The sequence below is a fragment of the Mycolicibacter heraklionensis genome (assembly GCF_019645815.1).
In the GTDB taxonomy this organism is placed as follows: Bacteria; Actinomycetota; Actinomycetes; order Mycobacteriales; family Mycobacteriaceae; genus Mycobacterium; species Mycobacterium heraklionense.
Window position 1 is genome coordinate 341,160 of sequence record NZ_CP080997.1, and the last position, 20,078, is coordinate 361,237.

At 67.6% G+C, this 20,078-nt stretch carries 19 protein-coding genes; 17 read left to right on the forward strand and 2 right to left on the reverse strand.

The window, feature by feature from the left end; translation table 11 throughout:
• Positions 1-14: 14 nt before the first annotated feature.
• Positions 15-1,283, reverse strand: a complete 1,269-nt coding sequence (locus K3U94_RS01590; protein WP_220695362.1) for a PucR family transcriptional regulator — start codon at positions 1,281-1,283, stop codon at positions 15-17.
• 340 nt (positions 1,284-1,623) lie between these two features.
• Between K3U94_RS01590 and K3U94_RS24000 the strand changes: the two genes are divergently transcribed.
• The 10 genes from K3U94_RS24000 to K3U94_RS24005 all read left to right on the forward strand — a co-directional run bounded on the left by K3U94_RS24000 (position 1,624) and on the right by K3U94_RS24005 (position 14,174).
• Entirely contained in the window at positions 1,624-2,844 is a 1,221-nt protein-coding gene (locus tag K3U94_RS24000) for a PucR family transcriptional regulator (RefSeq protein ID WP_275564539.1), read from the forward strand.
• 32 nt (positions 2,845-2,876) lie between these two features.
• Positions 2,877-3,794 (forward strand): lysophospholipid acyltransferase family protein, encoded by a 918-nt coding sequence (locus K3U94_RS01600; RefSeq protein WP_220695364.1) that lies wholly within the window; start codon positions 2,877-2,879, stop codon positions 3,792-3,794.
• A gap of 6 nt (positions 3,795-3,800) precedes the next feature.
• Positions 3,801-5,291 (forward strand): long-chain-fatty-acid--CoA ligase, encoded by a 1,491-nt coding sequence (locus tag K3U94_RS01605; protein ID WP_220695365.1) that lies wholly within the window; start codon positions 3,801-3,803, stop codon positions 5,289-5,291.
• A 28-nt stretch (positions 5,292-5,319) separates the two neighbouring features.
• Positions 5,320-6,558 carry a cytochrome P450 gene (locus K3U94_RS01610; protein WP_220695366.1) on the forward strand — a complete coding sequence of 413 codons (1,239 nt, stop codon included), beginning with the start codon at positions 5,320-5,322 and terminating at the stop codon, positions 6,556-6,558.
• Complete coding sequence (locus K3U94_RS01615) at positions 6,555-7,547, forward strand: PDR/VanB family oxidoreductase (protein ID WP_220695367.1); 993 nt, start codon at positions 6,555-6,557, stop codon at positions 7,545-7,547. Before K3U94_RS01610 ends, K3U94_RS01615 begins: the two co-directional genes overlap by 4 nt.
• Positions 7,544-8,584, forward strand: a complete 1,041-nt coding sequence (locus K3U94_RS01620) for a Rieske 2Fe-2S domain-containing protein (RefSeq protein ID WP_220695368.1) — start codon at positions 7,544-7,546, stop codon at positions 8,582-8,584. Before K3U94_RS01615 ends, K3U94_RS01620 begins: the two co-directional genes overlap by 4 nt.
• Positions 8,581-10,116 carry a succinic semialdehyde dehydrogenase gene (locus K3U94_RS01625; protein ID WP_220695369.1) on the forward strand — a complete coding sequence of 512 codons (1,536 nt, stop codon included), beginning with the start codon at positions 8,581-8,583 and terminating at the stop codon, positions 10,114-10,116. The genes K3U94_RS01620 and K3U94_RS01625 overlap by 4 nt, the downstream gene beginning before the upstream one ends.
• 11 nt (positions 10,117-10,127) lie before the next feature.
• Positions 10,128-11,837: a GMC oxidoreductase gene (locus tag K3U94_RS01630; RefSeq protein WP_220695370.1), complete on the forward strand. Its 1,710-nt coding sequence runs from the start codon at positions 10,128-10,130 to the stop codon at positions 11,835-11,837.
• An 88-nt stretch (positions 11,838-11,925) separates the two neighbouring features.
• Entirely contained in the window at positions 11,926-12,750 is an 825-nt protein-coding gene (fdhD, locus tag K3U94_RS01635; RefSeq protein ID WP_047320416.1) for a formate dehydrogenase accessory sulfurtransferase FdhD, read from the forward strand.
• 155 nt (positions 12,751-12,905) lie between these two features.
• The gene (locus K3U94_RS24005; protein WP_220695371.1) at positions 12,906-14,174 is read left to right on the forward strand and encodes a PE family protein; all 1,269 of its coding nucleotides are present in this window, start codon (positions 12,906-12,908) and stop codon (positions 14,172-14,174) included.
• On the opposite strand, the gene K3U94_RS01645 is transcribed toward K3U94_RS24005, so the two are convergent.
• On the reverse strand, positions 14,171-14,722 hold the full coding sequence (locus tag K3U94_RS01645) for a hypothetical protein (RefSeq protein ID WP_220695372.1): 552 nt from the start codon (positions 14,720-14,722) through the stop codon (positions 14,171-14,173). The two genes, K3U94_RS24005 and K3U94_RS01645, sit on opposite strands and share 4 nt — an antisense overlap.
• Before the next feature lie 104 nt (positions 14,723-14,826).
• Between K3U94_RS01645 and K3U94_RS01650 the strand changes: the two genes are divergently transcribed.
• From K3U94_RS01650 to K3U94_RS01680, 7 genes are all read left to right on the forward strand, one after another.
• Complete coding sequence (locus K3U94_RS01650; RefSeq protein ID WP_047321619.1) at positions 14,827-15,273, forward strand: hypothetical protein; 447 nt, start codon at positions 14,827-14,829, stop codon at positions 15,271-15,273.
• Positions 15,270-16,046 carry a hypothetical protein gene (locus tag K3U94_RS01655; RefSeq protein ID WP_220695373.1) on the forward strand — a complete coding sequence of 259 codons (777 nt, stop codon included), beginning with the start codon at positions 15,270-15,272 and terminating at the stop codon, positions 16,044-16,046. The genes K3U94_RS01650 and K3U94_RS01655 overlap by 4 nt, the downstream gene beginning before the upstream one ends.
• Positions 16,047-16,159: 113 nt before the next feature.
• A complete protein-coding gene (locus tag K3U94_RS01660; protein ID WP_220695374.1) occupies positions 16,160-16,459 on the forward strand; it encodes a PE family protein in 300 nt (99 codons plus the stop codon).
• A 10-nt stretch (positions 16,460-16,469) separates the two neighbouring features.
• Positions 16,470-18,068, forward strand: coding sequence for a PPE family protein (locus tag K3U94_RS01665; protein ID WP_230987349.1), 1,599 nt, complete (start codon positions 16,470-16,472; stop codon positions 18,066-18,068).
• Positions 18,069-18,290: 222 nt separating this feature from the next.
• Positions 18,291-18,584: a type VII secretion protein EsxS gene (locus K3U94_RS01670; protein WP_067968459.1), complete on the forward strand. Its 294-nt coding sequence runs from the start codon at positions 18,291-18,293 to the stop codon at positions 18,582-18,584.
• 29 nt (positions 18,585-18,613) lie between these two features.
• Positions 18,614-18,901 carry a WXG100 family type VII secretion target gene (locus K3U94_RS01675; protein WP_019738935.1) on the forward strand — a complete coding sequence of 96 codons (288 nt, stop codon included), beginning with the start codon at positions 18,614-18,616 and terminating at the stop codon, positions 18,899-18,901.
• Positions 18,902-18,999: 98 nt separating this feature from the next.
• Positions 19,000-19,899 carry a class I SAM-dependent methyltransferase gene (locus K3U94_RS01680; RefSeq protein ID WP_220696623.1) on the forward strand — a complete coding sequence of 300 codons (900 nt, stop codon included), beginning with the start codon at positions 19,000-19,002 and terminating at the stop codon, positions 19,897-19,899.
• Positions 19,900-20,078 lie beyond the last annotated feature (179 nt).

Here is a 20,078-nt window from a genome sequence, read left to right on the forward strand (position 1 = left end):
GAAATCGTCTGCGTTCACCTGAGCGCAGCGCCGCCCAACCAGTCGCACAGCAGTAACGCCACTTCGACCTCGAGTCGGTCGCCGGCGATCGGTCGCCCCCGGCGTTCGACCGCGCGCTGCACGCGATACTTCACGGAGTTGTGGTGCAGGTGCAGTTCCTCCGCGGCGGCGGTGTAACTGGAGCCGGTGCTCAGGAACACCCGCAGCGTCTCACGCAACCGCTCGTCGCCGTCGGTGGCGCTGGCCAGCGGACCGAGGGCCTCGTGCACGTAGGCGGCCACGGCGTCGACGTTGCCGCCCACCAGGGCCGCCACCGCCAGGCCGGTGTCGCCGGCGACGGTGACCCTCCGGGATGGCCCACCGGCGGCGCTCACCACGGTTCGCGCGTCCCACGCCTGCTGATGTGACCGGCGGAAGCCCTCGACGTCCGGCAGCGGGCTGCCCGCCGTGACACACGGCCCGTCGCGCGTCTTCTCCACGGCGGCGCGCAGCCGTGCCGGCGCAGTCGGCGTGCTCTTGACCGACAGCGGAATCCAGCCGAAGCCGGTCACCCGGTCGACCGGCACGAACAACGGATTGTTGGCGGCGCCGACCGCTTCTGCGAGTTTCTGCACGAACCGCTCCGTGGACAGCGGATCGACACCCTCGACGGACTCCGGGTACCAGACGACCACCGCCAGATGGTGGCGTCGCAGCGGATAGCGCAGGGCGTGCGTCATGGCGTCGACGTCGACGTCGCCGCCGGCGAGCAGCTCGCGAACCTGCAGGGCGCGCAGGTTGTTCCGGTTGGCCACCCACCGGTCACGTTCGTCCTGATAGCTGATGACCACCTGCTGTGAGATCTGGTCGATGTATTCGAACGACACGTCTTCCATCAGGTCGTAGACGGCCAGGCTCAGTTCCGGATCCCGATTGGCGGCGCGTATCTCGTTGATCACCATTCGCAGTGTCGCCCGGTGTCCCAGCCGGTAGGCGCGCGTCAAGGCGTTCACCGAGATGTCTCGTTGCGCCAGGCGCCGAGCATATTCCAGAGCCGGAGTCGGCGGCTCGAGGTTCTTCACCGGGATGCCATGACGGATCGACGAGAAGAACGATTCGACACTGCTGGCCGCGGTGTCGCGCAATAGCTGCAGCAGCTGCGCGTCGCCGCCGAGCTCGGACATCTCGGCCACCACCAGCTGCTGAATGTCGCAGGTGATGCGATCGAGCTTGTCGTAGAGGCGGCTCACGATCGTTGCCGCAGTCTTGGCAACGACCGCACGGTCGGGGCCCCTTTCCCCCATGGCCCGACGGTAGTTGCTTCCCGCGGGTCCGGCGTGCCGATTCGCAGGTTTGCACAGCGATTCCGACCGGTAGCCGGTTTGTTCCCGGGAGACGACGATCCGGTCGAAGTTCGTCTGTTGACGACGTCGTCCAGTCGAGTTGGGCTGCGTACTTTTTGGGGCAGATGGGCGAGGCGCAATTCGCTGATGCGAATTCGGGGGCCGGAGCCGATTCGTGAAATTGATTGAACACCACTCTGGAAATGAGAAAGAACATGTTCGTTGCCGCCATCGCGATGGTGCGGGCAGAAAGCGCCGCGTGATGTATCGCGTCGCGGCAGGATCTCCCGTCCCGCCCGGTGTGGCCGTCGCGGAAGGTCGAGAGCTGCTCGTCGACGCGCTGCTCGGCCAGCTGTCTGAGATCGCCGGGAGCGTCCGGGAGGCGATTGAGGCGCAGATACCCACCTACCGCGTTTTGAACAGCGGGACGCTTGAGGAAGAGATCGGGTTCCAGCTGGAACGGGTCCTGAGACGGGTCTTGGCGTCCGCTCGAAGCAATGGTGCAGTCGGCGGTGACTACGAACTCGCCGAGCTGGCCGCCATCGGTGAAACGCGCGCGCAACAGGGGGTCCCCGTCGACGAAATGCTGCGCGCATGGCACGTCGGTATCGAGGTCATTGTGGGGTACTCCCGGGGAGTGAGTGCGCGACTGGGCATCGAGGACGCCGCAGTGCTGGAGTTCGTGCAGTCGGCCCTCGGGTGGTCCGACGTTGCGATGGCCGCCGCCGTCGGGGCGCATCGCAGCGCAGAGCTTGCCCTGGGTTTCGCCGAAGAGGAACAACGCGCCCGGTTCGTTCGCGGTGCGTTGTCCGGGACCATCCCCGCTGACGAACTCGCCATTCAGGCGCGGGCGTACCGACTGGATCCGGACGGGGAGTTCGTCGCGGTCCGTGCGTTGCTGAGTGAGGAGTCGCCGCAGCGCAAGCTCGAGTGGCTGTTGGGTTTTCATGGCGCCGACCGACCCGGGCTCAGTGCCGTCGCCGACGGATGCGTGGTGGGCTTCTTGCGGGAGCCGCCGCCACGTGATCTCGCTGCCGTGGTCGGTGTGGGCCCGCCGAAGCCCGTGGGGCGCCTGGCCGCGTCCTATCGGTTGGCGACCCGGGCCCTGACCGCGATCCAGGCCTGCGGCCTCCGCGGCTGTTACGACATCGACGCGATCGGCCTGCGCGCTGCGGTGGCGGCGGACGCCGACGTCGGTGACGCGCTGCGGAGGCGCTACCTCGACCCGCTCGCCGACGGGGGTTCGGCTCGTGAGCTGATCGCGACGTTGCGGGCATTTCTGACCAGTGGCATGCACGTGGAGCGCACCGCGACCCGGCTGTTCGTCCACCAGAACACGGTGCGCTACCGCCTGGCCCGGTTCGAGGAACTGACCGGGTCCAGCCTGCGGGACGCCGAAGTGCTGTTCGGGGTCTGGTGGGCGCTCCAGCTAGACGAATGCAGTCGTCGTAACCCCCAAGCCGAAGCGCCCGATATCGGAGGTGACTCCGTAGCCCACCGCGCAGATCCGACAGACGCTTAACCGTATGCCAGCGAGTGATTGAGGAAACCAGGATGACAACGACCACAAAGACCACAACGACGACACCCGGCAAGGGCACCAAGGCCGGCAAGGGCGCGGAGCCGCGGGGCCGGCTGCAGCAACTTGTCGCGCAGCGCCTTGCCGCTGCGACCACGTCGGACGGTCCCAACGAGCGATTCATGCGCTACGTGCAGAACCCCGTCTTCAACTTCCTGTGCGACCACTACTTCCGGCTGGAGATCGACGGCTGGCACCGCATTCCCGACGAACCCTCGTTGCTGATCGGCATCCACTCCGGTGGATCCCTGACGATGGACGCCTGGACTCTGGTGCATGCCTGGCATCGGCATTTCGAAGGCCGCCGGATCCTGCACGGCACCGCGCACGACCTCCTGATGGCCGCCCCGGTGCTCGGTGACTACTTCAAGGCGGTCGGTGTGATCCCGGCGTCGCGCAGCGGGGTGACCGCCGCCCTGGCCGCCGGCCACGACGTGGTGGTGTGGCCCGGAGGCGAGCAGGACGCGATGCGCAACTGGCGCCACCGGGACCAGGCGCTGCTGGCCGGCCGCAAGGGCTTCGTCCGCCAAGCCATCCGCTCCGGCGTCCCGATCGTCCCGGTCGCGACGGTGGGCGGACACGACACCGTCTTCGTGCTGTCGGAGGGGCGATTCCTCGCCCGCTGGACCGGCCTCGGCAAGCGGCTGCGCGGCGCCACGATGCCCATCATCGCGGGGTTCCCCTTCCCACTCGCCGTCGAGATCCTGCCCGCACATCTGCCGCTGCCCGCAAAGATTCGCACCGAGTTCCTCGACCCCATCCACGTCGACACCGATCCCGACCGCGTCGACGACTCCGCCTACGTCGACTCGATCTACGACCAGGTGCAGGGCGCCATCCAGGCGGGGATGGATCGCCTGGCCAAACGTCGTAGCTTCCCGGTCCTGGGGTGATGCGCCGTGATCAACCTGGCCGTCAATCTGATCGACGCCGCCCACCGTCAACCCGACAGCGTGGCGCTGCGCCTCGACGAGGTGGAAGTCCCCTACACCGGGTTGAACGCGGCCAGCGCCTGCCTGGCCGGACTGCTGGTCGCGCGCGGGCTGCGTCCGGGCGACCGGGTCGGAGTGATGTTGCCGAACGTTCCCTACTTCGCCATCGCCTATTACGCCGTGCTGCGGGCCGGTGGGGTGGTGGTGCCGATGAACGTCTTGTTGAAGGAACGCGAGACCGGCTTCTACCTGTCGGATTCGCAGGCCAAAGCGGTGATCGCCTGGCACGAGTTCGCGCCGGCCGCCCAAGCGGGTGCGGCCTCCGCCGGAGCCGACTGCATCGTGGTCACCCCGGGGCAATTCGAGGAGCTGATCTGCACGGTCGATCCCGTCGCCGAACCCGTGGCGCGCGACGATGACGAGACCGCGGTGATCCTCTACACCTCGGGCACCACCGGCACGCCCAAGGGCGCCGAACTGACCCACGCCAACCTCCGGCGCAACGTCGCCGCCGTGGTCGAGATGGTGGGTCTGGGCGCCGACGATGTGATTCTGGGCGCCTTGCCGCTGTTTCATGCGTTCGGTCAGACGGCCGGGCTGAACGCCGCGGTGGCCGCCGGCAGCTGTCTGACCCTGATTCCCCGCTTCACGCCCGAGCGGGCACTCGAGATCATCGAACGCGACCGGGTCACGGTATTTCAGGGCGTCCCAACGATGTTCACCGCGATGCTGCACAGCAGCCGGCGGCCCGAGACGGGATCGCTGCGGCTGTGCGTCTCCGGCGGTGCCGCGATGCCCGCAGAGGTGATGCGCGGCTTCGAAGACACCTTCGGCGCCATGGTGCTCGAGGGCTACGGACTCAGCGAGACCTCGCCGGTGGCCTCGTTCAACCATCCCGACCGTGAACGCAAACCCGGGTCGATCGGCACACCCGTCACCGGAGTGGAGATGAAACTGGTCGAGCCGAGCGCGGACGGCGTCGGCGAGATCGCCATTCGCGGTCACAACGTGATGAAGGGCTACTGGAAACGGCCGGATGCCACCGCCGCGGCGATCGATGCCGACGGCTGGTTTCACACCGGAGACCTGGCCCGAATGGACGACGACGGCTACTTCTTCATCGTCGACCGCTCCAAAGACATGATCATCCGCGGCGGCTACAACGTGTACCCACGCGAAGTCGAGGAAGTGCTCTACGAACACCCCGCCGTGCGCGAGGCAGCCGTGGTCGGTGTCCCCGACGAGCTGCTCGGCGAGGAGGTCGGTGCCGCCGTTGCGCTGAAGCCCGGAGTCGAGGTCGACGCCGCGGCACTGCGCGACTTCGTCAAAGACCGTGTCGCCGCCTACAAGTACCCGCGAAAGGTCTGGTTGGTCGACGAACTGCCCAAGGGCCCGACCGGGAAGATCCTCAAACGCGACATCACCGTTCCCGTGGAAACCCAATGGAACCAATTGTGATGCAAGCAGTTTCACGAAAGGAGCAATCATGACAACCGTCGATCAGCTCGACCTCGACAGCGTCGACCTGGCGGACTCTGCGCACTGGGATGACGGTCCACCGTGGGAGTTGTTCGCCCGGATGCAACGCGAGGCGCCGGCGCACTTCAGCCCGCAGCGCAACGCGCCGGACGAAGGCGGCTTCTGGTCGATCACCCGCTATGACGATGTCCGGGCCGTCAGTCGCGACCACAAGACGTTCTCCTCCGAACGGCGCGGCATCTTCCTGCTCGACGACATCGGGGTGCCGCTGGCCGTGCAGCAGTCCCAGATGATCTCGATCGACCCACCGCGCCACGACCGGCTGAAAGCATTGGCCATCAAGGCATTCACCCCGCAACGCGTGGCAGAGCACCAGGACCACATCACGGAGATCATCGACCACGTCTTCGACCGGGTTGCCGACAAAGAGCAATTCGACCTCGTCGCCGATGTCGCACGCGCCGTTCCGGCCCGGGTGGCCGGCTCACTGCTCGGCACACCGCCGGAGGACGACGAGAAGCTGGTGCACTGGACGAACGTCTTCACGGCATTCGAGGACCCGGTCATCCGTGAGCAGTGGTCCGATACCGAGGCGGTGCTGCAGGAGATCATCGGCTACGTCATGGCGCGGATCGAAGAGCGTCGCAAATCCCCGCGCGACGACCTGATCACGGCCTTGATGAACGCGGAGGTCGACGGCGAGCGGCTCAACGAGATCGAGCTCGGCACGTTCTTCATCCTGCTGATGTCGGCGGCCAATGACTCGACCCGGGCCACTTACAGCGCGACGATGCTGCACCTGCTGGGCGATCCAGAACTGCGGACCCTGCTCGCCGAGCGCCCGGAGCTGATTCCGAGTGCCGTGGAGGAAGGGCTGCGGTGCTACCCGGCGTTCTCCTTCATGGGCCGCGCGGCGACCTGCGACACTGAACTGCACGGCAAGACGATCAAGGAGAACGATCGGCTTTTGCTGTGGTACCTGGCGTCCAACCGCGACGAGACGGCTTTCCCGGATCCGCACACCTTCGACATCAACCGCGAGGGTCTCGGCGAAAAGCACCAGGCTTTCGGCGGTCGCGGCCGGCATTTCTGCCTGGGCGCCAACCTGGCCCGCTTGGAGCTGAAGCTGTGGATTCAGCGGACCCTGGAACGTTTTCCGGATCTCAAGCTGGACGGGGAGCCGACCCGGGTGCGGGCGTTGTTCCTCAACCAGTTCAAGTCGATCCCGGTCCGGAGAACATCGTGACTGCCCCCGAGACCGCCCGTGGCCGACCCGCCTACCGTGAGGTCGAAGCCGACCTGGAGGTACGTCGCCGAGAGACCTCGGCCGACGGGGTGGTGACGATCACCCTCGTCGACCCGACCGGCGCCGACCTGCCCGACTGGGCACCCGGGGCGCACATCGACCTCATCATGACGCCGTCGCTGGTGCGGCAGTACTCACTGTGCGGTGACACCGCCGACCGCGCCCAGTGGCGGGTGGGGGTACTGCTGGACCCGAACAGTCGCGGCGGATCCCAGTTCGTCCACGACAAGCTCCATGAGGGAGCCACTGTACGGGTCCGTGGGCCCCGCAACCACTTTCCGTTGGTCGGCTCGGCGCGTTACCAATTCATCGCGGGCGGTATCGGTGTCACCCCGATGCTGCCGATGATCGCCGCGGCCGACGCCGCCGGCTCCGAATGGCAGCTGCTCTACGGCGGCAGGACGCGATCGTCGATGGCCTTCGTCGCCGACCTCGAGCGTTACGGGGAACGGGTGGTCTTCTGCCCGCGGGAAGATGACGGCCCGAACTTCCGCGCGAGCCTCGAATCCGTTCTCGCCCAACCGTCCGAGAACACACTGGTGTACTGCTGCGGACCGGAGGGGCTGCTGAGCGCGGTCGAGGATGCGTGCACGGCGTGGCCCGACGGCAGCCTGCATGTGGAACGCTTCTCGGCCAAAGCGCTGGACGAACCCGCTGCACTGGCCGCCTTCGACGTGGAATGTCAGCGGTCCGGCATGACTTTGACCGTGCCACAAGACAAATCGATCTACGAAGTGTGTGAGGAAGCCGGTGTCGACGTACTCGGATCGTGCATGGAGGGCGTGTGCGGAACGTGCGAATGCGACATCGTCGAGGGCGCGGGCGACCATCGCGACTCCGTGCTCAACGACGCCGAGAAGGCTGCAAACCAAACGATCATGATCTGCGTTTCACGGTCGCTGTCCGAGAGGCTGGTATTGGACTTATGAGGCCCAACTATCCGTACAACTGTTGGTACGTCGCCGCGACCAGCGACGAGGTCGGCCAAGGGCTGCTGACCCGCAAACTGCTCGACAAGCAGGTTCTGCTGTATCGCCGTAGATCCGGCGAAGTGGTCGCAATGGAGGACCGCTGCCTCCACCGGGCCTACCCGCTGTCGGCCGGCCGGCGCGACGGTGACCGGGTGGTCTGCGGCTATCACGGCTTCGCCTTCGGCCCCGACGGCTGCCTGCTCGACGTGCCGTCACAGGAGAACGTGCCGCCCGGCGCCGCGGTACGCACCTACCCGGTTGCGGAGCAGGCGCCGTTCGTCTGGATCTGGCTCGGCGATCCCGGTGTTGCCGCGCTGCGGCCGCTGCCCCGGGTGCCGTGGTACGCCGACGGTTCGGGATGGGCCGGCACCACCGAGGTGCTGCGTGTCAACGCGAACTACCTTCTGCTGCACGAGCACTACCTCGACCTGACCGACGTGTTCGTGATGCACCCCGAAGTCGTTCCGCCCGATATCGAGGTCTTGCCGCAACTCGACGAGGTCGAGGTCTCCGAACGGTCGGTGTCCTATTCCCGGACCACGCCGCCCAGCCGGCTGGCCCCGTGGGAAGCCGAGATCACCGGCCTTCCCATCGACACCAGGGGAAGCCGACGCGAGGAAGGAACTTTCGTCTCGCCGGGGCTGCACGTTCAGCACTACGTGATCGATCCCGAGGCCGGGACCACCCACCGGCTGCTGCGGATCCAGGGCTTTACGCCCGAATCCCCGGAGACGACCCACGTTTTCCTGCAGATGGCCCGCAACTTCGCTCCCGACGACCAGCGGGTCGCCGAGTTTCTGCGCAGTATGTTCCATGACTGGGCCATGCGGGATTCGGTTGTGTTGGAGACGATTCAGACGCGCCTGCGTGAACGCGGCGAACCCAGGCGCGACATCAACGTGAAGGCCGACCGAGCTGCGGTACGCGCGCGTCGGATCGCCATGGAGATGGTGGACGAGGAGTCCGGTCGTTTCGTTCTGAGTTGGATGCCATGACCCTCACCGACGAACTCTCCGGCAGGGTGGCGGCCGCTGACCCGAGCTCCGAGGTCGAGGTCACCAACGCGATGACCGGCGAACCGTTGGGACGGGTGCCACGATGCGGCGCTGCCGATGTGGCCGCCGCGGCGCTACGCGCTCGCGCGGTGCAGACGGCGTGGGCCGCGCGTCCGATCCGCGACCGGGCGGCGGTGTTGATGCGCTTCCACGACCTGGTGCTCAACCGTCAGGACGAGGTTCTCGACCTGATCCAGCTCGAGAACGGCAAAGCGCGCCGGCACGCGTTCGAAGAGATCCTCGACGTCTGTCTGACGGCCCGCTATTACGCAAACACCGCCGCGGACTACCTGCGTCCCAAGCGCCGGCAGGGTGTGCAGTTGGCACTCACCCATGTCACCGAACTACATCACCCCAAGGGCCTGGTCGGCATCATCTCGCCGTGGAACTACCCGCTGACTCTGGGTATCAGTGACGCCCTTCCCGCCATCGTCGCCGGCAACGCCGTGCTCACGAAACCCGATCAGCAGACGCCTTTTTCGGCGTTATGGGCGGTGTCCTTGCTCGAAGAGGCCGGTATGCCAACCGGGTTGGTGCAGGTCCTGACCGGTTTCGGTGCCGAGCTGGGTGCGCCGATCATCGAAGCGTCGGACTATCTGATGTTCACCGGCTCCACGGCTGTCGGGCGCACCGTCGCCGGGCAGGCCGGTGAGCGGCTGATCGACTGCTCGATGGAGCTCGGCGGCAAGAACGCGCTGCTGGTGCTCGACGACGCCGACGTCGACAAGGCGGTGTCGGGCGCCCTGCGGGCGGCATTCTCCAACACCGGGCAACTGTGCATCTCGGTCGAACGCATCTATGTGCCGGCCAGGCTGTGGGACATGTTCACCACGCGCTTCGCCGACGCTGCCAAGTCAATGAAACTCTCTGCTGCCCTGGACTATTCGGCGGATATGGGATCACTGATCTCGGAGAAGCAGCTCAAGACCGTCGCCGGTCACGTCGACGACGCGGTCAGCAAGGGCGCCAACGTGCTGGCCGGCGGCCGGCCGCGCCCGGACATCGGGCCCTATTTCTACGAGCCCACCCTCCTGTCCGGGGTCAACGAATCCATGGCCGCGTTCGCCGAGGAGACGTTCGGCCCGGTCGTTTCGCTATACCGGGTTCAGGACGAGGACGAGGCGATCGAGCGCGCCAACGACAGTGACTACGGCCTGAACTTCAGCGTCTGGACCTCGGACCCGAAGCGCGGCCGCCGGGTCGCCGCCCGGCTACAGGCCGGCACCGTCAACGTCAACGAGGCCTACGCCGCCGCGTGGGCGTCGGTAGACGCCCCGATGGGCGGCATGAAGGCCTCCGGTCTCGGGCGTCGACACGGTGAACACGGCATTCTCAAATACACCGAACCGCAGACCATTGCCACCGAGCGGCTGCTACCGGTCGGTGCGCCGTCATGGCTGGAGCCCGGCCGCTACGCGCGGCTCATGACCACCGGACTACGAGTGCTGCGGCGCATGCCCGGCGTCAAATGAGGAGGAACCCCATGGCCGAGCAATTCGACTACGACGTCCTGGTGATCGGATCCGGGTTCGGCGGCAGCGTCACAGCGTTACGGCTGACCGAGAAGGGCTACCGGGTCGGCGTGCTGGAGGCGGGGCGTCGCTTCACCGACGAGCAGTTCGCCAAAACCAGTTGGGATCTGCGCAAATTCGTGTGGGCGCCGAAACTGGGCTGCTTCGGTATCCAGCGAATCCACCTGCTGCGGGACTGCGTGATCCTGGCCGGCGCGGGGGTCGGCGGTGGGTCGTTGAACTACGCGAACACCCTCTACAAGCCGCCCGCCCCGTTCTTCAACGACCCGCAGTGGCGCCACATCACCGACTGGGAAGACGAGCTGACGCCCTACTACGAGCAGGGTCAGCGCATGCTTGGCGTGGTCCGCAACCCGCACATGACCCCGGCCGACGAGATCGTCAAAGCGGTTGCCGAGGACATGGGCGTCGGCGACACGTTCATCCAGACACCGGTCGGCGTGTTCTTCGGGGAACCGGGCAAAACCGTCCCCGACCCGTTCTTCGGCGGCGCCGGACCCGAACGCACCGGCTGTGTGGAGTGCGGAGAGTGCATGGTGGGCTGCCGCTACGGTGCGAAGAACACGCTGGTGAAGAATTATCTCGGCCTTGCCGAACGGGCCGGTGCCACAGTGCATCCACTGACCACCGTGACGTCGCTGCGACAGGCGCCGGGCGGGGCGTGGCACGTCGACACGGTGGCCAGCGGAGCGGTACTGCGGAAGAACCGCCGAACCTACACCGCGCAGTACGTGGTGGTGGCCGCCGGCACGTGGGGCACCCAGAACCTGCTGCACAAGATGAAGGACACCGGAACCCTGCCGGGTTTGTCCGACCGGCTCGGCGTGCTCACCCGCACCAACTCGGAGTCGATCCTGGGTGCCATGAAATACCGGGTGGACCCCGCCCTGGACCTCACCCGGGGCGTGGCCATCACCTCCTCGTTCCATCCTTCGGGTGACACCCATGTCGAACCGGTGCGCTACGGCAAGGGCTCCAACGCGATGGGCCTGCTGCAAACCCTGATGACCGACGGCGGCGGCCGCTGGCCGCGCTGGTGCAAGTTCCTTGGTGTGGCGGCCAGGAATCCGGTCGCGCTGCTGCGCGTCATGACGGTGAAGAACTGGAGCGAGCGCACCGTCATCGCCCTGGTGATGCAGCATCTGGACAACTCGATCACCACCTTCACCAAGGGCGGACTGCGCGGCCGGCACCTGTCGAGCAAACAGGGCCACGGCCAGCCCAATCCGACGTGGATTCCGGAGGGCAACGAAGCGACCCGCAGGATCGCGGAGAAGATCGGCGGTGTGACCGCCGGAACCTGGGGAGAGCTGTTCAACATTCCACTCACCGCACACTTCTTAGGGGGTTGCGCTATCGGCGCGGACCCCGACCACGGGGTGATCGACCCCTATCACCGCGTGTACGGCTATCCCACTCTCAGCGTGGTCGACGGTTCGGCGGTCTCGGCGAATCTGGGGGTGAACCCCTCGCTGACGATCACCGCCCAAGCCGAGCGTGCCGCCGCGATGTGGCCGACCAAGGGGCAAGCCGACCAGCGACCGGAGCAGGGCCGCGGCTACCGCCGTATCCAGCCGGTCGCCCCGAACAACCCGGTGGTGCCGGCGGGCGCACCGGCCGCGTTGCGACTCCCGATCACTCGGCGCGGGGTCGCCGGATAACCTTTCACTCCAAGAGCTTTCGTCCTAGCATTTTCGGATCCGCGCACTGACGGCTGATAATGCGAACAGACCGAGCAAAGATGGAGCGATGAGTCGGATAACGCAGCGTCGGCGGGTCAGCCGCCTCGTCGCAGGGGATGCGACGCAGCGGCCCGAGACGCTGGCGGTGGAGGAGCCGCTGGAGATCCGGCTGGGTGGTGCGCCGCTCACCGTCACGATGCGCACACCCGGGTCGGATATCGAGCTGGCGCAGGGCTTTTTGCTCTCCGAGGGGATCATCGCCGGGCGTGACGACGTGGTGAGCGCGCGTTACTGCGGCAGCCTGGACACGGACAACACCTACAACGTGCTCGATGTGACACTGGCGCCGAACGTGCCCCCGCCGGTGGTGGACATCTCCCGCAACTTCTACGCCACCTCGTCCTGCGGTATCTGCGGTAAGGCCTCACTGGACGCGGTACGCCTTGCCAGCCAGTATCACCCGGGCGACGACCCGGTTCAGGTTTCCGCCGCCGCGCTGACCGCGATGCCCGACCAGCTGCGCGCCGCGCAGGACGTCTTCGCCAGCACCGGCGGTCTGCATGCCGCGGCGCTGTTCGACTTCACCGACGGCGGTGCAATACAGGTGGTGCGCGAAGACATCGGTCGGCACAACGCCGTCGACAAGGTGATCGGCTGGGCGCTCGAGCGATGCCGGATACCGCTGGCCGGGACGGTGCTGCTGGTCAGTGGGCGGGCGTCGTTCGAACTGACCCAGAAGGCGGTGATGGCCGGTATTCCCATCTTGGCCGCGCTCTCGGCGCCGTCGTCGCTGGCCGTCGACTTGGCAGGAGACTGCGGACTGACCTTGGTGGGGTTTCTTCGCGGTGACTCGATGAACGTCTACAGCCGGGCTGACCGCATCATCGGCTGACCGAGCGCTCGGCGACAATGCGCAATCGCGTCATAAGCCGGGCTTGAATTCCGCAATCACGGGTAATAACGGCTGATCGATGTCGCTTTTCCGATTCAGAGATTAGTGTGAGGAGGCTGAGTAAACCCCTGGTTGGAAACCCGAGGAGGTGCCCGATGGCCAGTCACCGTCAGGACCGGAGTCGCCTGCTCAACAGGCGCCTGATCAGCGTCGGCACGACGACCGGAGCTCTGCTGGTCGCCGGGCTCGCTCCGATCAGCCTCGCGCCGGCCGCGCACGCCGACCTATGGGATCTGATCGTCGACCCGATAGGCGATGTGTTCGCCGGCGGCCAGGCGAACGACACCTTCGGCGACTTCGCCGATCTGAGCGTCGTCGGCCTGGGCAGTGCCGAGGCCGGCCCGCTCGACTTCTGGCAGTCGATCAACGACTCGCTTCAGGAATGGCTCGGCAGTGCCTCCGGCATGCAGATGGCTGAGATGATCAACGCGCCGTTCGTGTACCTGTTCGGGCGGGACCTGATCGGTAATGGCCTCGACGACTTCACCGACGCGAACACCTCCCTGTTCGGCAGTTCCGGCATGTACGGCGACCTCGGTGACGGCGGCTTCCTATTCGGCAACGGCGGGGACGGGGCCGCGGGCGAGGTCGGCGTCAACGGCGGCGTCGGCTGGGCGGGCGGTTCGGCCGGGCTGTTCGGCGACGGCGGTGACGGCGGTGCGGGTGCGGCCGGAGCGGCGGGTGGTGCCGGCGGCGACGGCGGCAGCCTGTTCGGCAATGGCGGCAACGGCGGGGCCGGTGGTGATTCCACCGGCGTCGCGGTGCCCGGCGGTGACGGCGGTGCGGGCGGCAATGCCGGCTCCTGGTTCGGCAACGGCGGCAATGGCGGCGACGGCGGCCTCGGCTTGCTGGGCGTCCAGGGCGTGTCCGCCGGGGCCGGGAGCGCCGGCGGCAACGGTGGCGACGGCGGTAACGGCGCCTCCCTGGGGTACGGCAACGGTGGTAACGGCGGTGCCGGCGGCACGGGCGGTAATGGGGCCACGGTGAGCGGTGGTGGCGGCGGTGGCGGTGGCGGTGGCGGAGGTGGTGGCGGCGGCACCTCGGGCACCAATACCGCGGGCGGCAACGGTGGTCGCGGTGGCTCTGGTGGCAGCGCCGGTCTGATGTCCGGGAACGGCGGCAACGGTGGTGATGGCGGCGACGGCGGCTACGCCGGGGTCCGCGGACCCGACACCCCCGGCGGCCAGGGCGGCGTCGGTGGCCAAGGCGGAGCGGGCAGCATCAGCGGGAACAACGGGGCAGCCGGCACTACCGGGAACACTCCCGGCAGCCATGGCGGCGGCGGTGGCGGATGCGTCCCCAACCCCGGTGGCGGCGGCCCGGGCGGACCGGGTAGCGGTACGGGCTGTAACGGCGGCGGCTAAGCGCTGCGGGAAGTCTCTGGGACTGCCCAGTCGATCGCGGCGGCGATCACCCAGCCGAGGATTCCGGCCACCAGGCCGAAGCCGAGGTGGAAGAGCGCTTTGTCGCCGATGCCCACCACGGCCGCGTGATGGCCGCCGAAGAGTCCTGTTGCAATCGGAACAGCAAGCGCGACAAGGTGAATCGGAGCCGCGGCAAGCGCGATCAACCACCGGCGGCACCGCACGGCGGGGATGGTTGTCAGCAGGTACAGGAACGGCGCGGCGCCCAGGTAGCGAACCCCGGCCCAGGGGCCTGGGCCGGACTGCAGCAGCGCGGTGGCCGCCGTCGACGCCGCACCCACCGCGAGCACCGTCTGCGGCCTGCGGGTGGTGAGGGCCACCGCCACCAACAGGGTCAGCCACACCAGGCCGCGATGCCCGGGCAATCCCAGCGGCATCCGCATGTCGGAGGACAGGGTGATCACCACGGCAGCGGCAGCTGGGAAGACGACTTCGCGGGCCAGCACCAGGCTCGTCGGTCGCCCCGCGGTCCACGGCATCACGGTCATCGCCTCAAGGTAGGCCCGACGGCCGCGCCGCACAACCTCATCTGAGGGTTATGTCGGCGCCTAGCAGCTTGAATACGTGTGGACACCTCCTTACGGTCATGCACATGCGGTCAGCTGCTGGGTGCCTGTTCGGAGTGGGTCTGGCGGCACTTGTGGTCGGCGCCGCAGTGGCGGGATGCGGCGGCGACACCGATACCGACACGGCGACGGGATATCGCTTGGTCGTTCGGCAGGACGGCCGAGTGCTGGACGAGTTCGACCTGGCCCGGCTGGGCGGCTTGCCGCAGACCGAGATCGCGACGCCGCAATCACACGGAAGCCCCGTGCAGCGAGGCCCTGCGGTGCGAACGGTTCTCGACGCCGCCGGGGCCACGGCGGTCCACAGTGTTCGGTTCGAAGGACGTGACCCGGCGCAGACGCTCACCGCCGCCGAGCTCACCGATCGGGTCGTGCTGAGTTTCACCAAACGCGACACCCTCAAGCTGGCCGGGACCGACCTCGAGCGCGACCGGTGGGTTCGCGATGTCAGCACAGTGGTCGTCAACCCGTGACGGTCTTTGCCGGCGTCGACCTGCTGATCGGCATCGACGACACCGACGACCAGTTCAGTCCCGGTACCGGCCGGCGCGCCCGGGCGCTGCTACGCGAGTTGGCGGCCGCCGGGCTGGGCAGCGAGGCCGGGGCTACCCGGCACCAACTCCTCGTCGACGACCGCGTTCCCTATACGTCGCACAACTCCAGTGCCTGCCTGGCCTGGCGCAGTCCCGGAGCCGACCCGCACGCGGTGCGCGACGAGATCATCGGCTTTGTCGCCGGGTTCCTGGAACGCGTCTGTCCGCCGGCCGCGGACCCCGGTCTGGCGGTGGCGATTCCGGCTGATTTAAGCGATATTCGCCCGCTGGTGGAGTTCGGTCGGCGGGCCAAACGGGAAGTGTTGCAGCGGACGCAAGCCCGCCGTCTCGGCGAGGAACTCGGTGTGCACGTGTCCGGGCACGGCGGCACCCACGACGGGGTGTTGGGCGCCTTGGCGGCGGTCGGTCTGCAACTCTCCGGCGACGACGGCCTGTTCATCACATTGCCCGGGCTGGCGAACCTGCCCGCCGAGGCAACCGTCGACGAACTCCTGGCCAGTGTGCCCATCGATGATGTCCGTGACGGCAGCGCCCGCCGACCGGCACCCGGTGAACTGATCGAGTTGGGCGACTGGGTCCGCCCCGTTCTGCTTAAGGGCCGCGCCGTGCTGCTGCTGGACCCACCCCTGCAGCACCCCGATGGTCGGCGTAGCTGGCGGACCGCACCGCGGTGGGTGGTCAAGAAACACTGAGGTCTATCCGCAGTTACGGGACCATTCAGGGCCTGACAGGGCATATCGTGACTGCATCAGCTTCATCAGTCCGCAGGTTAGGTGGCGGCGTATTGGCTGGAAGGGGTTCCGCCATGGTTCTGAACGTCGTGCCCGAAGGCCTGGCTGCGACGAGCGCGGCCGTCGAGGCGATCACCGCGGCGCTGGCGGCAGCGCACGCGACCGCGGCGCCGTTGATCACCGCGGTGGCGCCGCCTGCGATCGATCCGGTGTCGTTGCGGGCCGCGGCGGAACTCAGCGTGCAGGGCAGCCAGCACGAGGCGGTCGCTGCGTGCGGCACCGAAGTGTTGGGCCGGGCCGGTGTGGGGGTCGCTCAAGCGGGGGTCAATTACCTGATCGCAGACACCCTGGCGGCGTCGGTGTTTTCGCAATAGCGGTGCGGTGATGTCGGCCCCTGCCACCTGGATGGCGGCCCCGCCCGAGGTGCACTCGGCAATGCTGAGCACCGGGCCGGGGCCGGGGCCGCTGCTTGCCGCGTCGGCGGCCTGGGCGACATTGGGCAGTGAGTACCTCAGTGCCGCAAGTGATCTCACCGCCGTTCTCGGCGATGCTCAGCAGGTATGGGCCGGCCCGACCGCGGAGGCATATGCGGCGGCGCATCTGCCTTATCTGGCCTGGCTGCAGCTGGCCGGCGCGCTCAGCGCCCGAACCGCCGCCCAGCACGAGGTGATCGCGTCGGCGTACAGCAGTGCCCTGGCGGCCATGCCGACCCTCGCCGAGTTGGCCGCCAACCACGCCACCCACGCGGTGTTGGTGGCGACCAATTTCTTCGGGATCAACACCGTGCCGATCGCGGTCAACGAGGCCGATTACGCCCGGATGTGGACCCAGGCGGCCACCGTCATGAGCGCTTACCAGGCAGCCAGCGAGACCGCGCGAAGCTTGGGGCATTCCAGCGGCAGCGCGCAGGCCGGGATCGCGGCGGCCGGCGACGGTACGGGCGGCGGCGGGGGAGGCAATGGCGGTGGCAGCGGTGACGGAAGCGGATCGTTTGACCTGCCAACGCCGGCTGAGATCTGGCAGATGCTCTTCGGCGCCGACGGCCAGCAGGTTCCCGGACAAGGCCAGCCCAATTGGAGTCCCGCGGAATTCCTGCAGAATCTGTCCAATTTCGTCAACGGCACCGAGAAGGCGCTGGCCTGGCTGCAACAGAACTTTCAAGGACCGCTCACGCCCGCTCAGTGGTGGCAGCTGACGACCTACTTCATCGCGTGGCAGACCTACCGCGCCGTCAACTGGACGCTGCGCAGCCTGCGTTTCCTGTTGCAACTGTCCCCGCTGCTGGCGGGTGTCGGGCTGAACCTGGCGATCGGCAGCCTCGCCGCGGTCGCACCGCCGGCCGGCCTGGCCGGCTTGGCGGGGCTGGCCGGAATCCCCGCACCGGCGGTGCCGCCACCGGTGCCGGCGGCACCCGCTGCGGTGTCACCGGTCATCTCCGGTGGCGCAACGGCTCCGGCGCCGAACCCCGTGACGGCGCCGGCCTCGGCAGCACCTGCTGCGCCGGCGATGACGTCGCCCACCACCCCCGCCGGCACCGCACCACCACCACCGGCGGCGCCCCCGTTGATCGGTACCGAGGGCACGTTCCACAGCTACCTGGTGGGCTGGCTTCCCTCGTCGCAGAGCGCTGCCGGCCGTGCGGGCGCGAAAACGGCCCGGCCCGCCGCCGGCGTAGCGGCCGCCGCGGCGGCCGGCGCAGCGGAGACCGGCACGGCGCGGCACGGCGGCCGTCGGCGCGGCCGGCTGATCGACCCCGGCTACCGCTACGAATACCTCGAGGACGACGCCCCGGGGCTCGAACCGGACCTGGCGCCGCAGACCCGCTCTAGCGCAGCGGGCTTCACGGGGACGCTCGGCAAGACCGGGATGGCGCGCGCCGCCGGTCTGGCGGAGCTGACCCGAGACGAGTACGGCCGAGGCCCCGCTGAACCGATGCTGCCGGCCTCCTGGGACGGCCCGGACGAAGCCCGTCGACGCACATAAGTTAATCCGCATTCGCGGCCGTTGATCCAATTAAAGGTTCGTAGAACGAGGTAATTGCCGTAGCATTGTTCCTCAGTTATTGACCGGACTGAACTCCGCCGGCGTTCTTGTCCGGGAGTGCCGAGCCGCTCTCAACGATGCGAGCAACGGGCGGTCGCGGCCTCCATGGAACCCGAACGGCGCGGCCCGCGACTAATCGATAGTGGAGAGAGGAGTGCGGGGATGAGTTTGTTGGATGCGCATATTCCGCAGTTGGTGGCGTCGGAGTCGGCGTTTGGTGCCAAGGCGGCGTTGATGCGGTCGACGATGGCGCAGGCGGAGCAGGCGGCGATGTCGGCGCAGGCGTTTCATGTGGGTGAGGCGGCTGCGGCGTTTCAGGGGTCGCATGCGCGGTTTGTGGCGATGGCGGCGCGGGTGAATGCGTTGCTGGATATGGCGCAGGTGAATCTGGCGGATGCCGGTTCGACGTATGTGGCGGCTGATGCGGCTGCGGCTTCTGGTTACACCGGGGTTTAGCTGGCGGGCCAGGGAGAAGGAGCAGACTGATGTCGCAGATTATGTACAACTACCCGGCGATGTTGGCCCATGCGGCTGAGATGAATGGGTATGCGGGCACGTTGCAGGCGGTGGGTGCTGATATTGCCAGTGAGCAGGCGGCGTTGTCGGCGGCGTGGCAGGGCGATACGGGGATGACGTATCAGGCGTGGCAGGCGCAGTGGAATCAGGCGATGGAGGAGTTGGTCCGCGCGTATCACGCGATGGCCACCACGCATGAGACCAACACCTTGATGATGAATGCGCGCGACACCGCCGAAGCCGCCAAGTGGGGCTGACAGAGCGCACGCTCTGGTCTGTTACGGCCGGTTGCGGGCCGCCGTCGTCGGACATTCCATCGTGGTCATTGCGGCGTAGGGTCCGTGGAATGCCTGTGATGCGTAGTGAAGGTGACAGCTGGGATATCAGTACGAGTGTCGGTTCCACGGCATTGCGCGTAGCCGCCGCCAGGGCACTGGAAGCCGGCAAAACCGATCCGGCCGCGACCGATCCCTATGCGGAGCTGTTCTGCCGGGCGGCCGGCGGGGAGTGGGAAGCTTTGGTGGCGGGCACCTTGTCCGACCATCCGCTGTTGACCGCCGACTTCGGGGAGCACTTCGTCAACTACCAGGCCGCCCGCACCCGCTATTTCGACGACTACTTCCAGCGCGCCGCCGAGGCTGGGCTGCGCCAGGTGGTGATTCTGGCCGCCGGACTGGACTCCCGGGCCTTCCGATTGTCCTGGCCGGACGAGACAACGATCTTCGAGTTGGACCAGCCGCAAGTGCTCGCCTTCAAGAGCTACGTCCTGTCGCAGCGCGGCATCCGTGCCACGGCGGAGCGGCGTGAGGTCGCCGTCGACCTGCGTGAGGACTGGCCGCAGGCGCTGCGTGAGGCCGGCTTCGACCCGGCCCAACCGTCGGTGTGGATCGCCGAGGGCCTACTGATCTACCTCCCCGCCGTTGCGCAGCAGCAGCTGTTCGCCGGAATCGATGGCCTGGCCGCCTCGGGCAGCCGCGTGGCGATCGAGGAGGGCATACCCCTGTCCAGCGAGGATTTCGAGGCCGCGGTGCGGGCCGAGGTCGCTGCCGGTGACGACAGGCGGATGTATTTCCGGCTGGTCTATAACGAGCGCTGCGCGCCTGCCGAGCAGTGGTTCGGCGAACGGGGCTGGACTGCGGTCGCGACGCCGATGGCTGATTGCCTGCGTCAGCTGGGACGTCCGGTTCCGGAGCCGGACACTCCGGCCGGTCAGATGATCCTGCGGAACTCGCTGATCTGGGCAGCCAAGAGGTAGGAGCGGTGGGTGGCAATTGCCGAGAACCGTTGTGGAAGACGAGCCCCGCATGCGGTAGCGTACGGGACAATCGAAAATGATTTTCAATAAGGAGTCGGTGATGGGTTGGGACGACGTCGGCGCATCAGCGTCTCGTTCGTGGGCCGAAAAACCGCCTGTGAGAGTGATGGAAGTCGCCC

Bases quoted from the DNA above. Each gene is read 5' to 3' on its own strand.
- K3U94_RS01610 (WP_220695366.1), top strand. From the start codon at position 5,320: ATGACAACCGTCGATCAGCTCGACCTCGACAGCGTCGACCTGGCGGAC.
- K3U94_RS01660 (WP_220695374.1), top strand. From the start codon at position 16,160: ATGGTTCTGAACGTCGTGCCCGAAGGCCTGGCTGCGACGAGCGCGGCC.
- K3U94_RS01590 (WP_220695362.1), bottom strand. From the start codon at position 1,283: ATGGGGGAAAGGGGCCCCGACCGTGCGGTCGTTGCCAAGACTGCGGCA.
- K3U94_RS01645 (WP_220695372.1), bottom strand. From the start codon at position 14,722: ATGACCGTGATGCCGTGGACCGCGGGGCGACCGACGAGCCTGGTGCTG.
- K3U94_RS01630 (WP_220695370.1), top strand. From the start codon at position 10,128: ATGGCCGAGCAATTCGACTACGACGTCCTGGTGATCGGATCCGGGTTC.
- K3U94_RS01675 (WP_019738935.1), top strand. From the start codon at position 18,614: ATGTCGCAGATTATGTACAACTACCCGGCGATGTTGGCCCATGCGGCT.
- fdhD (WP_047320416.1), top strand. From the start codon at position 11,926: ATGAGTCGGATAACGCAGCGTCGGCGGGTCAGCCGCCTCGTCGCAGGG.
- K3U94_RS01665 (WP_230987349.1), top strand. From the start codon at position 16,470: ATGTCGGCCCCTGCCACCTGGATGGCGGCCCCGCCCGAGGTGCACTCG.
- K3U94_RS01680 (WP_220696623.1), top strand. From the start codon at position 19,000: ATGCGTAGTGAAGGTGACAGCTGGGATATCAGTACGAGTGTCGGTTCC.
- K3U94_RS01600 (WP_220695364.1), top strand. From the start codon at position 2,877: ATGACAACGACCACAAAGACCACAACGACGACACCCGGCAAGGGCACC.
- K3U94_RS24005 (WP_220695371.1), top strand. From the start codon at position 12,906: ATGGCCAGTCACCGTCAGGACCGGAGTCGCCTGCTCAACAGGCGCCTG.
- K3U94_RS01625 (WP_220695369.1), top strand. From the start codon at position 8,581: ATGACCCTCACCGACGAACTCTCCGGCAGGGTGGCGGCCGCTGACCCG.
- K3U94_RS01620 (WP_220695368.1), top strand. From the start codon at position 7,544: ATGAGGCCCAACTATCCGTACAACTGTTGGTACGTCGCCGCGACCAGC.
- K3U94_RS01650 (WP_047321619.1), top strand. From the start codon at position 14,827: ATGCGGTCAGCTGCTGGGTGCCTGTTCGGAGTGGGTCTGGCGGCACTT.
- K3U94_RS01670 (WP_067968459.1), top strand. From the start codon at position 18,291: ATGAGTTTGTTGGATGCGCATATTCCGCAGTTGGTGGCGTCGGAGTCG.